The sequence below is a fragment of the Desulfovibrio ferrophilus genome, from assembly GCF_003966735.1.
GTDB classification, from domain to species: Bacteria; Desulfobacterota; Desulfovibrionia; order Desulfovibrionales; family Desulfovibrionaceae; genus Desulfovibrio_Q; species Desulfovibrio_Q ferrophilus.
The window spans coordinates 1513343-1526750 of the sequence record NZ_AP017378.1 but is presented as its reverse complement, the minus strand read 5'-3'; the positions used below and the strand labels follow the sequence as shown (position 1 = coordinate 1526750).

The following is a 13408-nucleotide window of genomic DNA, read 5'->3' as shown; positions in this document are numbered from 1 at the left end:
AGAATTTATCGATGGCATCTTGCCTAAGCGGTTACTTTTTGTTTGGCCCGAGTGGGCGCACGGCCAGTGCCCGGTATCCACGTTTTTTGGCCTTGCGATCCATGTAGGTTTGCCCTTTGCGGAAGTCATAGAGCCTTGCTGTGACAGGGGCCTCTTCCGCAGCCCAGACCCAGGCGCAGGATAAATCGAATTGCCTGACGATTTTGACCTCTGCTCCGCAGTCGGATTCGTAGCCATCGTAGTATTTGCTGTCGTTATATAAGCTGGCCAGTTCCTCGGTGGTTGGCAGGCGCCAATCGTCATACTGGGCCAGAATGGTGGTGGGAAAGGTGAATCGGACCCAGCGCTGGGCATCCTGCCAGGTGACATTCCCCTGATTATCGATTTTGGACCACATCAATCCAAGCTCATGGTCGCTGATGGTACCGTCTTCATTGTCGGTAAAACGGTCACCAGCAGACAGGGATGCGTGGGCAAGCAGCAGGACTGCGAATGCTATGGCGAGGATGCGTGTGATTTGTATGGCCATCGCGCGTCTCCTTGGTTGGGGTGCACGGATGTCCTGGTTCTATGGTCCATCCCGGAGAAGAGTTCAGGGGGCGGGATGGCAGAGCAGAGCAGATGTAGATTCTTGAACCGGGACCCAAAACTGAGGGTCTTATGATTGAGTCGTGATAGCCCGCCGCCTATTGGCGGCGGGCTATATTGGTATTGCGGAGCGGTTTAACCGCCCTGGCTGGAGTGTTCATCCATCATGGCTCGAACACGCCGTTGCACGCGGATGATGCGTTTGAGCATTTCTCCAAGGGCGAAGAGGGCGATGGCCGCGACCACCGAGAGCCCAAGAACGCCGAATCCTGCCGCGATCATCCACAAGTTGTGGGTAAGATCATTCGTGTTGGTATTCCACAGAAAGGCAATGCAGATCGCAGTGCCCATCAGCCACATGGCGTGCCCAACAAAACGCAGCATGGATTCCATGGGCAGTCGGGATATGGGATTGACCACGGTGTATCCTTCAAAGCGTCTGCTCCCGCACTTGGGGCATTGCTCAAAGGAGTCGGAGAAGGACTCCCCGCACTTTTCGCACCGCAGGACGGTTTTGATAATCACGTCTGACTGAACTGCCATAGCGTATCTCCTTGTCCTAGCAGGTTATGCGGATTGAGCCACGAGTTTGTTTTGCGCCGTGGTGAGTTTGTCCTGAGCCGCACGGGGGCGCTGCATCAGCCAGATCAGACCCCACAGAGTGAGACCGATAAGGTAACTCAGATAGCGCAGGTCATGCGGCAGTCCGATGAATTCAGCCACGTATTGTGGCTGCATCATGATGTATGTCACGCAGAGCAGCAGTGGGAATTCCCATATCCTGTTGCGCGTGATGAACCAGCCTTGCGTGGCCGAGGCAAAGGCGAAGTTGCCGATGCAGGCCATGCCGAAGATCAGCAGGCCCTGTGCCCAGCTATTGACGCCGTGCAGGATCAGTTCGGTGTTGAAGATGAACATGAACGGCAGGATGGCTGTTCGAATATCGTACATGAACCCCTGAAGTCCTGTTCGTATCGGGTCTGCCTCGGCGATGGCCGCTGCGGCGTATGCCGCAAGCCCCACAGGTGGCGTGTCGTCCGCCAGGATGCCGAAGTAGAAGCAGAACAGGTGCGCGGCCATGAGCGGCACGATGAAGTTGTGCAGTCCGCCCAAGCTGACAATGGCCGGAGCCGTCAGCGAAGCCATGACGATGTAGGTTGCCGTAGTGGGCAGGCCCATGCCGATCAGCAGGCTGGCAAATGCCGTGATGGCAAGCATCAGGAAGATGTTTCCGCCCGAGAGCACGTCAATGACCTGAGTGATCAGGCCGCCAAGTCCCATAGCCACGATACCGACAATGATGCCTGCTGCAGCTGTTGCCATGGCTACTCCGGCCATGTTGCGAGCACCTTCGGCCAGGGAGTTGATCAGTTCCTTGCAGCCCAGAATAAACGGATCTTTTAAGGACTTGAGGTCGATTCTCGTGTCACCGTTCTTTTTGCCTTTACTGATTGCGAGGATCGGATGCTGGACCAGCATGATCACCACCAGCACCATGATGGCGCGGAAGGCGGCCAGTTCCGGGCTGTGCCGGGTCACGATGAGTTCCCAGAGCAACATGCCCAGAGGCAGCATGAAATGCAGACCGGAAATGAGCGTGGGGAAGAACTTGGGCAGTTCCTTGCGGGGGATGCCTTCCAGGCCCAGTTTGGAAGCTTCGATGTGCGAGATGTAGAGGAGTGCGGCGTAGGATACAAAGGCTGGAATTGCAGCAGCCTTGACCACTTCGATGTAGGGAACGTTGACGTATTCGGCAATAATGAACGCCGCTGCACCCATGATGGGCGGAGCCAACTGGCCGTCAGTGGAGGCGGCCACTTCGATGGCGCCGGCCTTGGTCGCAGGGTAGCCGACTTTCTTCATCAGCGGGATGGTAAAGGTTCCGGTGGTCACAATGTTGGCGATGGATGAGCCGGAGACCATACCCGTCAGGCCTGAACCAAGGATGGCGGCTTTGGCCGGGCCACCCTTGAAACCGCCAAGCAGGCATAGGGCCAGGCGAATGAAAAAGTTACCTGCTCCTGCCTTTTCCAGCATCGTGCCGAACAGCACGAAGAGGAAGACAATGGTCGCTGAAACATCCAGTGGGATACCGTAAATACCTTCGGTGGACATGGTGATCTGGCCCACGAAACGATTCAGGGATACAGCCTTTTGCAGCAGGACTTCGGGCATGAAATCCATCTCTGAGACAAAACTGTAGCCGACGAACATGAGGGCAATCAGGGGCAACGCGGGGCCAATAACCCGGCGTGTGGCCTCCAGCAGCAGCACGACAAGCATCAGGCCCATCACGATGTCTCGTGTGGTGGGCTGCCCATAACGCGTGGCAATGCCATCATAATCAATAAAAATGTAGAGTGCTGTGATGACCGCCAGAATTCCTAGGATGTAGTCAAGGATAGTGACCCGGTGCATGGCCAGGAAGAACCTTAGGTCCGGCCTCCATGTCGGGGTGAACTTGAACATTGGAATGTTCAGGAAGATGAGGAACATGCCGAAGGCCAGGTGAATGGCTCGGATGAAGACGGTGTCGATAAGCAACCAGCTGGCAATGGAAAGTTGGAACAGGGACCATGTAATGGCCACCAGCATGGTCAGGTTGGCGGTGATGCCTGCGGCTTCACCTTGGAGACCGTGTTCGGCCTCGGCCAACTCCTTGGCGTATTCGACGCCCTTGATGTCGTTATCCTCGTAGGATGCTTTCTTATCCTTGGAGTGTTTTTTTACCTTTTCCATGGAATCTGGACGCTCCGGATTGTGGTGTAGCCTGTGAATGTAAACTGGTGGGCGGTGCATCTACCCATACCCATGCATCGCGCTCAAATGGGGTGTGCCCCCTGAAAAATGCGAAAAAAATGATGCGGCCGAACCCGAAGGTCCGGCCGCAAAGGAAACTACATCAGGCCAGCTTCCTTGTAATACTTCATGGCACCGGGGTGAATCGGTGCGGACAGGCCTTCAAGCATGGCCTTCTTGGTCAGCACTGCGTACGCGGGGTGCAGCTTCTTGAAGTCTTCGAAGTTCTCGAAAACTTCCTTGGTCACGGCGTAAACAACTTCGTCAGGCACGTCGGCGGAGGTCACGAAGGTGGCCTTCACGCCAAAGGTGTCCACGTCTTCCTTGTTCACAGCAGCGGGGTAGTTCTTCATAGGAACAAAAGCCTTGGCGTAGTAAGGCTTAGCCTTGATGAGCTTGTCAACGCCAGCGCCGGTGATGGACACGAAGCGAACCTTGCGTGCGCCAGCAGTGGCTTCTTTCATGGAGCCGTTGGGATGACCAACGGTGTAGAAGAATGCGTCAATACGGCCGTCCTGCAACAGGCCAGGAGCTTCAGCGGCTTTGATACCTTCAGCCTTGATGTCCGTTTCGAAATTGATACCGGCGGCTTCGAGGGCATCGATGGAGTTCTGGCGCTGGCCGGAACCGGGGTTACCGATGTTGATAACTTTGCCTTTGACGTCGGCAATGTTCTTGATGCCAGCATCTTCGGCAGCGACCAGAGTCACGGTCTCGGGGTGGATGGAGAATACGGCGCGCAGTTTTTTCTGAGCTTTGCCTTCCCATTCAGCCATGCCATTGATGGCCTGGTACTGGCGGTCGGACTGGACAACGCCGAACTCGAGGTCGCCGGCCATGACGGCGTTCACGTTGAATACGGAGCCACCGGTGGATTCAACGGTGCAGCGAATGCCGTACTGGTCTTTCTTTTTGTTGACGATACGGGCGATGGCGCCGCCAGTGGGGTAATACACACCAGTGATGCCGCCGGTTCCGATGGTCACGAAAGTGGTCTTGGCCTGGGCGGGCGCCGGAGCGAAGCCGCACAGAGCCAGGCCGAGGATCATGACCGCTACGAGAGAGAGAGTTCTCCGCATTCTAGCCTCCTGTCCTTGTTAAAAACTTTGGCCGTCCCCCCATGGGCTGGCCTAAAACAGAGTCCCGAGGAAAGCCCCCGGGATGATTCCCCATGTACGATCCTTCGTTTACAGCAGGATATGACGGGTGGAAATCGTCCTATTGAAGCAAAATGGTTAGCAAATCTGTTGCCAAAAAGCAATGTTGTTCTGATAAATTTGGATTAGTCGTCAGTGCTTTGGCTCGATATTTGATTGCTTGTTTGTTGGAATTACCGAACGTTTTTCGGTGATATGTAAGAGGATGCGGTGGTATGTATGGATGGATAGTGCTCGTGTTGAGAGAGCGGTGTAGTCGCTTGCATAAATTTTGATCGCGGATGGTTGACTCATTTTTCATGGCGATGAGAAGTGAATTTTGATGTGTGATCGTGAACAATTTGGTGAAAATTTGGCAGAGGAAATACGAATAATGTAACTTGTAATGATCGTGATCGCATCGTTTTGTCGGCCAATTTGTCGATTTTTTGAGGTCTGCAGGGTTGAAATATTGGCCCTTTTTTATACATGATTCAAGCTGATTGGTGCCGATGATTTGATTATCGGCACTCCCGTACGCCACTTTGGAAGGGGTCTTCTTGGGCGTTCTCCAATTGAATTTGAAGATAATCGATGAAAAACTGTGAAATACCAATGCAGTGGCGTCCGGTACTTGTCTTTGGGCCAAAACCGGACCGGGGGGGCAACCCCACTGTCCTGTCGGGGTTGCGTTCCGACCGGGCAGTCCATATCACGGTTGGAACAAAGCTAGAGAGGCCCTATGGAACACGTCTGTTTTGAAAATATCCGGCTGGAGTCGGGTGTTGATTATTTTTTGTATATTGGTGAGATCAAGGCCTTTGGACTGAGCGAATTTGTCAGCCAGGGGCTTGAGCGCCGACTTGGACGACCAGTCAGACCCATTGGCATCTGTCCAGATATTTTGCGCCAATATCCTTATGATAATGTGGTGGTGATCAACCCCTGGGCCAAACGCCCGCGCGTGATCTCACAGCGCGGCGAGGCTGAGCGGGTGAGCGTGGGGCCTTTTGTCGCTCATGTTTCTGCCAGCCGTTATGTGAAGTCGTTGGTGCGACTATTGCGTGAACGACAGGACGGGGTCTACGTCTGGATGTTCGAATCACGCCCCGAGTTTCTGCTTCAGGAGATGGATGGAGTCACCCTGCTGGGGCCGGACCCCGCCTTGGTTCACCAACTGAATGACAAGACCTGGCAGTATGAAACGTTCAAAGAGATTGCCCCTGTGGTGGATTTCAGGATTTGCCGAGGCCGCGACGATATGCTCTCGTGCTGTGCCGATTTTGCCAAGCGCAGTCCGCATGGAGTCTTCGTCTCCTGCGACTACAGCGCTGGCGGAGTCTCCTCCAAGGTCGTGCATAGAATCGAGGACGCCGAGTGTAAGTTTACGGACCCGGGCGGGAAATATCTGGTCAGCGCCTACAAGCCCCATGTCTGGGACCCCACGGTGCTGGGGGTTGTGGGGAACGAGAACGATGTTTTTGTTGCTGGCGTGGCTGATATGACCATCGTGGATGGAAACAAGTTCAGAGGTTCAACCTACCCTTCGCAATTGTCCGCTGCCGTCCAGACACAACTGGCGGAGTATACTGCCGCCATAGGGCGCAAGCTCGGTGCTCTTGGTTTCCGAGGCATTTTTGGCTGTGACTATATCGTGGATGCCAAAGGTAATATTTTTTTCATCGAGGTTAACCCCCGTAAACAGGGTACGACCATGGAATATTGCTGTACCATGGAGCACCTGTTGCCCGAAGGCGCGGCAAATCTGCCAGCGCTGGAGATTGGGGCTGTGCTGGATAACCGGTTCCCCGGGAACACCGTTTACCCCGATCAGCATCGTGCAGCTGAGTTGGACATTCATTGGGGGACGTTCAATTATAAGGTCGAGGGGCAATGTGTTCGCACTAGAGATGAACTTCCACAACGCCTGAAGGAGCGCGATCTTTTCAAAAGAGTCGCCAGTGGCGGTGCCGGAGGGCATGTTGTTTTGGAGCATGTTGGTGCCGATGTTGATGTGTTGCCCGGAACGTTCATGGGACGAGTGGCGGCAGTGAGTTCATCGCGACGAGGTATGCAGATGGCTCTGAATCGAGGTAAGAAGAAGCTCGCATCCTGTATTGCGGATGCATAATACATTAGGAGGGATTCACGTGGCGCTGGACAACCAAGCAGGCCTGGACGGTTTTACCAAGGATCTGCTGCAGGAGATTTCCGGGGGCGGTAACGCTCCGGCCGGGTTGGTCGAGAAGTTGACCGAATTGCACGAAGCGGCTGAACAAGGCGAGGGTACGGCCCCCATTGTCCGGTTCTTCAGTGCCCTGAAGGACGCCAAGGGTGAAGCCGGCGTCGGCTTCGAGGGCCTGGGCTTTTCCCGTGAGCAACTGCTTGCCCTGTGTTCCAAGCATGTAGAGATCGATGAGCATTGTGTCACCGTGGGCGGTCGTGTGGGCCGTGCATTGGAAGTAATGGCACAGGCTAATCCCCGTGTGGAAGAATATCTCTCCGCCAAAACCGAAGAGGCTCCCAGCGGTATCGAATTGTGGGATCAAATTCTGGAGAATCAGGCCCGCATCAAGAAAGCCCTGAATCTGGATGACGCCACCTGGAATTCTTTCAGTGGTCAGCTCGGCAATGCCATCAACGACGTGGAGACTCTGGCCAAGTGTATTGATCTCCCGGCTGATGCCATTCGGGACGTGACCCGCATTACCGAAAAATATCGCATGCGTTTGACCCCCTACTACGCCAGCCTGATTCAGCCCGGTGTTGCCAACGATCCGGTATTGCTGCAGGCCGTGCCCACCGCAGAGATGGTGGACAATGTGGGCGTGGAACTGCCCCCTGTGGCCTCCGACCATTCCCCCGCGCGCCTGATCGACCAATTCTATCCACGGGTCGTGGCTGTCAAGGTGACCAATATCTGCGCCATGTACTGTACGCATTGTCTGCGCATTGCTCATATCGGCAAGTCCGATCGTACCTTCTCCAAGAAGGCCTACGGCGAGGCTCTGGACTATATTGCCGCCAATGATCGAATCCGCGACGTGCTGATTACCGGTGGCGATGCCTTTATGCTGAATAACGAGAACCTGCGTTGGCTGTTGGGCCGTCTGGACGAGATTGATCACATCAAGATCAAGCGCCTCGGTACCCGTGTGCCTGTAACCACCCCCAGCGTGTGAACAACGAACTTCTCGATATTCTGGAGGAGTCCAACGACAAGGGACCGGTGCGTGTGGTCACGCAGATCAACACGGCTCAGGAAATTACTCCCGTGTCCAAGCAGGCCTTCAAGGATATCAGTAAGCGGGTCATGGCTGTGCTCAACCAGGCCGTGTTGATGCGTGGCATCAACGACTCCAAACCCAAGATGTGGAAGCTGGTGGAGACCATTCAGGAAGCCTATGTGCGGCCTTACTACGTCTTCAACTGCTCCTACCGAAATCCCCAGTACACGCATATGCGTGTCCCCGTGGAGCAGGGCAGGGATATCATCGAGGGCATGTACGGAAATATCTCCGGTGATGCCATCCCGCGTTATATCGCGGCTGCGGGCGGCAAGATTCCACTGCATCGCGATAATCTGGTTCGCCACGAGGATGGCAATGTCATCCTGCGCAAGCCTTGGAGTGGTGAGGAAACCGCCTATCCGGACGCCGTGCCCGAACTGTATAATGAAGATGCGGATTTCGCGTTCAACAAATATGGCAAGGACGAATAGATGATGAGTGCGCCTGCCGCGGCCAAGATCATGGAATGGCTTGAGCAGCGGGAGCCGGAGATGCTTTCGCTGCTGGAGCGTATCGTGCGCATCAATTCCCACACGCCGAACAAGGCGGGGGTGGACGCTGTGGGCGCGGTAATGACCGAGGTCATGCACGACATGGACTTTGATGTGGAAGTCCATGTCCAGGGTGAAGTGGGCGACAATCTCGTGGCCCGCAATGCGGCTGCGCGGAGTCTGGCCCCAGACGCGAGGCAGGTGCTGTTTTGTGGGCACATGGATACGGTATTTCCCGACGACGGGAGTTTTGATTGCTTCGAGCGGAGTGAGAAGCGCGTCATCGGTCCCGGTATCGTGGATATGAAAGGCGGGCTGGTCGTGGGAATTTATGCCCTGAAGGCCCTTGCCGAAACCGGTCTGTTGGAGCAGATGCCTGTGGCGTTCATCTTTAATTCAGATGAAGAGACAGGGTCCTACCAGTCTCGCGATCTGGTGATGGACGAGGCCCGCAAGAGCGCGTTTGCAATGGTTTTTGAATGCGCCGGGCTCGAGGGTGAGACCACGACAGGGCGTAAGGGGAAGACGACCTTCAAGCTCAAGGCTCTGGGGCAGGCCGGGCATGCTGGGAATTTGTCCGGGCCCAAGCCCACGGCGATTCTGGAACTGGCCCATAAGACAGTAGCCTTGGAAGCCTTGAATGATCCTGCGCGCGACGTGTCCGTGAATGTGGGGCTTGTTTCTGGTGGCCTTGGCCCGAATACCATCGCACCTAGCGCCGAAGCTGTTGTGGAGTGTCGGTATCGGAATGCCTCGGACGCCGATGGTCTGATTGCTGCCGTGACGGCCATGACCACTTCGCCCGATGTGCTAGGGACGACTCTTGAGGTCGAGGTGATCCCCGGGCGACCGCCCATGGAACAGACCGCCGCAAACCGCAAACTGTTTGACTTTGTGCGCGAAACCGGGACCGGACTGGACGTCCCCGTAAAGGAGGATTTCCGTGGCGGTGTTTCCGATGCCAATTATATCGCCCACGTGGGTTGCCCGGTCATAGACGGCATGGGACCGATCGGCGCAGGAGATCATTCACCCAAGGAATTCATGGTCATTGAGTCCCTGGTGCAGCGCGCTGCCTTGACTGCCGTGGCGCTGGAACGCCTGTGGGCGGAATATGACCGGGGAAATCTGTTCGGATGATTCTTTGTGCATTTGAATAATTCAAGCCCCGTCGCAACCATCGTTGGTTGCGACGGGGTTTTTTGATGATCCGTATAAGTCGATGAAGGGGATGCAATGGTCGAAATTCGCCGGGGCGGGCCCGATGATCTGAAGACTTTGTCCATGCTGCGAGCCAGGATGTTCGCCACGTTTTATGACACTGATCCTCAGACCTTGGCTGCTGCCGATCAGGACTTCTTTCTTTCTGCCATGTCGCGGGGAGATGCTGCCTTCTGGCTGGCCGAAGACGAAGCACGGGCGGTGGCCTGCGGTGCTTTGAGCTTGTATCACTTGCCCCCCAAACCGTTCTCGCTGAAGACTCCCTATGCCTACCTGTCCAGTATGTGGACGGAGCCGGAATATCGGCGGCAGGGGGTTGGACGTCAGATCATGGAACTGGCTGTGGAGTTTGCCCGGCAATGTGGTGCGTCACACCTGTCGCTGCATAGCACCGAGGCAGGCCGGTCAGTATACAGCCGTTTTGGTTTTGATCCCACCAATGAGATGCGATTGCCTCTTTTGATTGAATCCGAATAAATCCGCTTCCCCCAAGAGGGCTGAAGCGTTGTCGCAAGCCGTTGATTCTCATGAGCAACCATGGAGGCTCAACGGGTTGCGTCCCCTATTCGGGGCGTGTAGTCTGCCCTTGCTTCGTGCCGGGCTGGCAGAGGTTGGGGGACTGATGAAGACACCACTACAGGTCTTGTTCGTTTACGGGTCGTTGGACCGGGCCGAGATTCTCGTCGCTGAGCTGCGCAGAGGTGGCTATCAACCCGAATACGTGTGCGCGGGTGATAGAAACGACCTGGGGTCAGTGATCGGTTGGCCGTGGGATGTGATCATCTCGGATACGGTCATGTCCGGTATTACGTTGCGCGACGTGCAGGCCAGCCTGGCAATGCGCAAGTCTCCTCCTCCGCTGATTGTTGTGACCGGAAGTCCCGCCATGGAGTGCGCCGTGGAGGCCATGCGCCAGGGTGCATTCGATTATTTGCCTTGGGATGGACGGTCCCGCCTGAACGAGGTTGTGAATTCCGCTCTGGAGTATTCCAGTCGAGTGCAGCACCAGGCGCGTGAACACAAATTCCTTCGATTTACCCAGTTTTCCATCGAGCAGGCTGCCGAGGCGGTGTTCTGGATCGATTCTCTGGGGCGGTTTTTCTATGTGAACGACGCTGCCGGGAGGATGCTGGGGTACGCACCACGAGAACTCAGGATCATGAGCCTGTTCGATATCGATCATGCGCTCAAACGTAGTGACTGGCCCGAGGTGTGGGAACGCCTTCGGCGCGAGCAGTCCTTTGTGGCCGAGTCCCAGTTGTTGGCCAGCGGCGGAAGATTGATTCCCGTCGAAGTAGTCTTCAACATGCTGGTGCTCGACGGAGAGGAATACACGACTGCCTATGTGCGTGACATCACCAAACGCATTCGTGTGCAGAATGCACTGTCCAGCGAGGAAAACCGTTATCGCAGCCTATTTCATAATAGCCCGATTTCATTGTGGGAGGAGGACCTTTCAGACGTAAAGGCCTTCTTTGACGAACTGCGTGAGCGTGGCGTTGAGGACTTTCATGAACACTTCGGCGCGAACGTGGAGGATTTGTTGGAGTGCGTGCGTCGGGTGAAAATCATCGACGTCAATCAGGCGACTTTGGACATGCTGGATGCGCAGAGCAAGGACGAGCTGTTCGGTGGCCTGGACAAAGTGTTTACCGAGGATTCATTGCGGGTGGCGCGTGACGAGTTTGCATTGCTTGCCAATGGCGGACATAGGTACGCTGGCGAATTGGACCACATGACCCTTACGGGGCGCATAATCCGAGTGGCTGTCCATTTCAACGTGGCCCCTGAAGACCGCAAGACCTTGGGCCGGGTTGTGGTGTCACTGATCGATATTTCAGAGCGCAGGCATATGGAGCGCGAATTGGAGCGTGCTCGGGATGAACTTGAGCAACGTGTCGATGAGCGGACGCTGGAACTTGGCGAATCCAACAGGCAGCTGAAAAAGGAGATTTCAGATCGCGAACAGGTTGAACTGCAACTCCGGGACAGCGAACGGCGCCACAGGATGATTATCGACACCATGCCGGTCTTGATTCATGCCCATGATCAGAACGGGGATTTCGTGTTCTGGAACAGAGAGAGCGAACGAGTGCTGGGATATTCGGCGCAGGACGTTGTCAATACACCGAATTTTAAGAGTAAACTATATCCTGATCCGGAATACAGAGCTCAGGTTGTTCGAATGCACGGTACACCCTTTGTTGATATGGAGACGGATGTCGTGACAGCCTCGGGCGAGGTGCGCACCATCAAATGGTCCACCGTCCAATACGCATCGCCTGAACCGGGGTGGGAATCCTGGGAGACGGGCATTGATGTGACCAGGGCCAAGAAATCCGAGATGCGTATCCACACGCTGACTCATGAGTTGATGCGCGCCCAGGAGAGCGAACGGCAACGTATCGCTCTAGACCTGCACGATAATGTGGCACAGAATCTGTCTTCATTGAAGATTTCGTCTGAGACTCTTTTTGATGGGGTCAGTGGGGTTTCCTCCGAATTGCGCAAGCGGGCCGGTGAGTTATCCCGCAACCTGCAGGGCTGTATTGCGGCGGTACGCAATCTCTCCTACGATTTGCGTCCCTCCGGGCTGGACCAGCTTGGGCTTGTGAAATCATTGGATCAGTTCTGCCGGGAGCTTTCCGGTGGCAGAGAGATGGAAATTGTTCTAAGTTCAGCCGGAATGGACAACCTTGAGCCGGACTCCGATATCGAGATTAATTTGTACCGGTTGGCTCAGGAGGCACTTCGCAATGCTGCCCGGCATTCTGGAGCCCAGACGGTTCTGGTCAAACTCGTGGCGTCCTCCCCGCATATTTTGATGCGTGTGGAGGACGACGGGAATGGATTTGATATCCCCAAGCGCAAGACCGAAGCCGTTGATGAGCGGCGCATGGGGTTGCAGAGCATGGAAGAACGAGCGAAACTTCTGGATGGGGAGTTCTCCATCACATCTGTTCCCGGTAAGGGGACGAGAATTTTTGTAAAAGTGCCGTACAAGGAGAAGAGGCGTGGATAAGGAGACCATCAGCATCCTGATTATTGACGATCACCCAATGTTTCGCGAAGGACTCAAAGCCATCCTGAAGCGGGATTCCCGCTACGAGGTTGTTGCTGAAGCCGGTAATGGGCGGGATGGGCTGGTCGCGGCCAAGGATTTCCATCCTGACATGGCCCTGGTGGATATTTCGCTTCCTGATCTGAATGGTATTCGTCTGACCCGCGACCTCAAGCAATTACTCCCTGAACTGCGCGTGATCATTGTCAGCATGCATTCCAAGATTGAGCATATTGCCGAGGCCTTCAAAGCCGGAGCTTCGGGGTATCTTGTCAAGGAATCTGCATCTGAGGGGTTGCTCAAGGGCCTGAATAATGTGGTTCGGGGCGAATATTTCCTGGACAGTTCTGTCTCGCCCACTGTGGTGGAGAGTTTGATGAATGCCCCGTTGCAAAAAGGTCCGTCCCGTGATGTTGACTACGGGACGTTGACCCCGCGTGAGCAGGAAGTCATGAGGCTGCTTGCCGAAGGGTTGTCTTCACGTGAAATCGCTGAAAAATTGTTCATCAGTCCGAAAACTGCTGAGAACCATCGGGCAAACCTGATGAAGAAGCTCAATCTCCATAGTAATATTGAATTAATCCGTTATGCTGCCCGGTTGGGGCTCATTGATCTCGATTTATGGATTGATTCGGGAGAACCGCTTTAATCCTTGCGCATTACTAGGAGTATGTTGTTTGTGACGGGATGATATCCCGGCATCTCCTAGGGAAAATCCCTATTCTGTGTTGCTTAATAAGCCCGAAGGCCTGTGGCCAGAGGGTTTTTTTCTGTTTTGTGCTTGGAAATGCACAGATGTTCCATTGTGTGCTGAGGAGAAGC

The 13408-nt window shown here is 55.0% G+C and carries 11 protein-coding genes; 7 read left to right on the top strand and 4 right to left on the bottom strand.

The features are described 5' to 3' along the window. Positions 1 to 31 precede the first annotated feature (31 nt). The 4 genes from EL361_RS07100 to EL361_RS07085 form a co-directional block, all read right to left on the bottom strand. The gene (locus EL361_RS07100; protein ID WP_126378004.1) at positions 32 to 529 is read right to left on the bottom strand and encodes an Lcl domain-containing protein; all 498 of its coding nucleotides are present in this window, start codon (positions 527 to 529) and stop codon (positions 32 to 34) included. 194 nt (positions 530 to 723) lie between these two features. Beyond that, the gene (locus EL361_RS07095; RefSeq protein WP_126378002.1) at positions 724 to 1131 is read right to left on the bottom strand and encodes a toprim domain-containing protein; all 408 of its coding nucleotides are present in this window, start codon (positions 1129 to 1131) and stop codon (positions 724 to 726) included. A gap of 24 nt (positions 1132 to 1155) precedes the next feature. Then, positions 1156 to 3327: a TRAP transporter permease gene (locus EL361_RS07090; RefSeq protein WP_126378000.1), complete on the bottom strand. Its 2172-nt coding sequence runs from the start codon at positions 3325 to 3327 to the stop codon at positions 1156 to 1158. 158 nt (positions 3328 to 3485) lie between these two features. Further along, a complete protein-coding gene (locus EL361_RS07085) occupies positions 3486 to 4466 on the bottom strand; it encodes a TAXI family TRAP transporter solute-binding subunit (protein WP_126377998.1) in 981 nt (326 codons plus the stop codon). 799 nt (positions 4467 to 5265) lie between these two features. Here EL361_RS07085 and EL361_RS07080 point away from each other — a divergent pair. The 7 genes from EL361_RS07080 (at position 5266) to EL361_RS07055 (ending at position 13235) form a co-directional block, all read left to right on the top strand. Next, complete coding sequence (locus EL361_RS07080; RefSeq protein WP_126377996.1) at positions 5266 to 6654, top strand: carbamoyl-phosphate synthase large subunit family protein; 1389 nt, start codon at positions 5266 to 5268, stop codon at positions 6652 to 6654. Positions 6655 to 6673: 19 nt separating this feature from the next. Then, entirely contained in the window at positions 6674 to 7705 is a 1032-nt protein-coding gene (locus EL361_RS17240) for a KamA family radical SAM protein (protein ID WP_232034898.1), read from the top strand. Beyond that, a complete protein-coding gene (locus EL361_RS17235) occupies positions 7702 to 8244 on the top strand; it encodes a hypothetical protein (RefSeq protein WP_232034897.1) in 543 nt (180 codons plus the stop codon). Before EL361_RS17240 ends, EL361_RS17235 begins: the two co-directional genes overlap by 4 nt. After that, a complete protein-coding gene (locus EL361_RS07070) occupies positions 8245 to 9444 on the top strand; it encodes a M20 family metallopeptidase (protein WP_126377994.1) in 1200 nt (399 codons plus the stop codon). A 96-nt stretch (positions 9445 to 9540) separates the two neighbouring features. Next, entirely contained in the window at positions 9541 to 10002 is a 462-nt protein-coding gene (locus EL361_RS07065) for a GNAT family N-acetyltransferase (RefSeq protein WP_126377992.1), read from the top strand. Positions 10003 to 10147: 145 nt separating this feature from the next. Further along, the gene (locus tag EL361_RS07060) at positions 10148 to 12547 is read left to right on the top strand and encodes a hybrid sensor histidine kinase/response regulator (RefSeq protein WP_126377990.1); all 2400 of its coding nucleotides are present in this window, start codon (positions 10148 to 10150) and stop codon (positions 12545 to 12547) included. Beyond that, positions 12540 to 13235, top strand: coding sequence for a response regulator (locus EL361_RS07055; protein ID WP_232034896.1), 696 nt, complete (start codon positions 12540 to 12542; stop codon positions 13233 to 13235). The genes EL361_RS07060 and EL361_RS07055 overlap by 8 nt, the downstream gene beginning before the upstream one ends. The last annotated feature ends 173 nt before the right edge of the window (positions 13236 to 13408 follow it).

Excerpts from the sequence above, each read along its gene's own strand:
- EL361_RS07100 (WP_126378004.1), bottom strand. The coding sequence starts at position 529 with ATGGCCATACAAATCACACGCATCCTCGCCATAGCATTCGCAGTCCTG.
- EL361_RS07095 (WP_126378002.1), bottom strand. The coding sequence starts at position 1,131 with ATGGCAGTTCAGTCAGACGTGATTATCAAAACCGTCCTGCGGTGCGAA.
- EL361_RS07090 (WP_126378000.1), bottom strand. The coding sequence starts at position 3,327 with ATGGAAAAGGTAAAAAAACACTCCAAGGATAAGAAAGCATCCTACGAG.
- EL361_RS07085 (WP_126377998.1), bottom strand. The coding sequence starts at position 4,466 with ATGCGGAGAACTCTCTCTCTCGTAGCGGTCATGATCCTCGGCCTGGCT.
- EL361_RS07080 (WP_126377996.1), top strand. The coding sequence starts at position 5,266 with ATGGAACACGTCTGTTTTGAAAATATCCGGCTGGAGTCGGGTGTTGAT.
- EL361_RS07070 (WP_126377994.1), top strand. The coding sequence starts at position 8,245 with ATGATGAGTGCGCCTGCCGCGGCCAAGATCATGGAATGGCTTGAGCAG.
- EL361_RS07065 (WP_126377992.1), top strand. The coding sequence starts at position 9,541 with ATGGTCGAAATTCGCCGGGGCGGGCCCGATGATCTGAAGACTTTGTCC.
- EL361_RS07060 (WP_126377990.1), top strand. The coding sequence starts at position 10,148 with ATGAAGACACCACTACAGGTCTTGTTCGTTTACGGGTCGTTGGACCGG.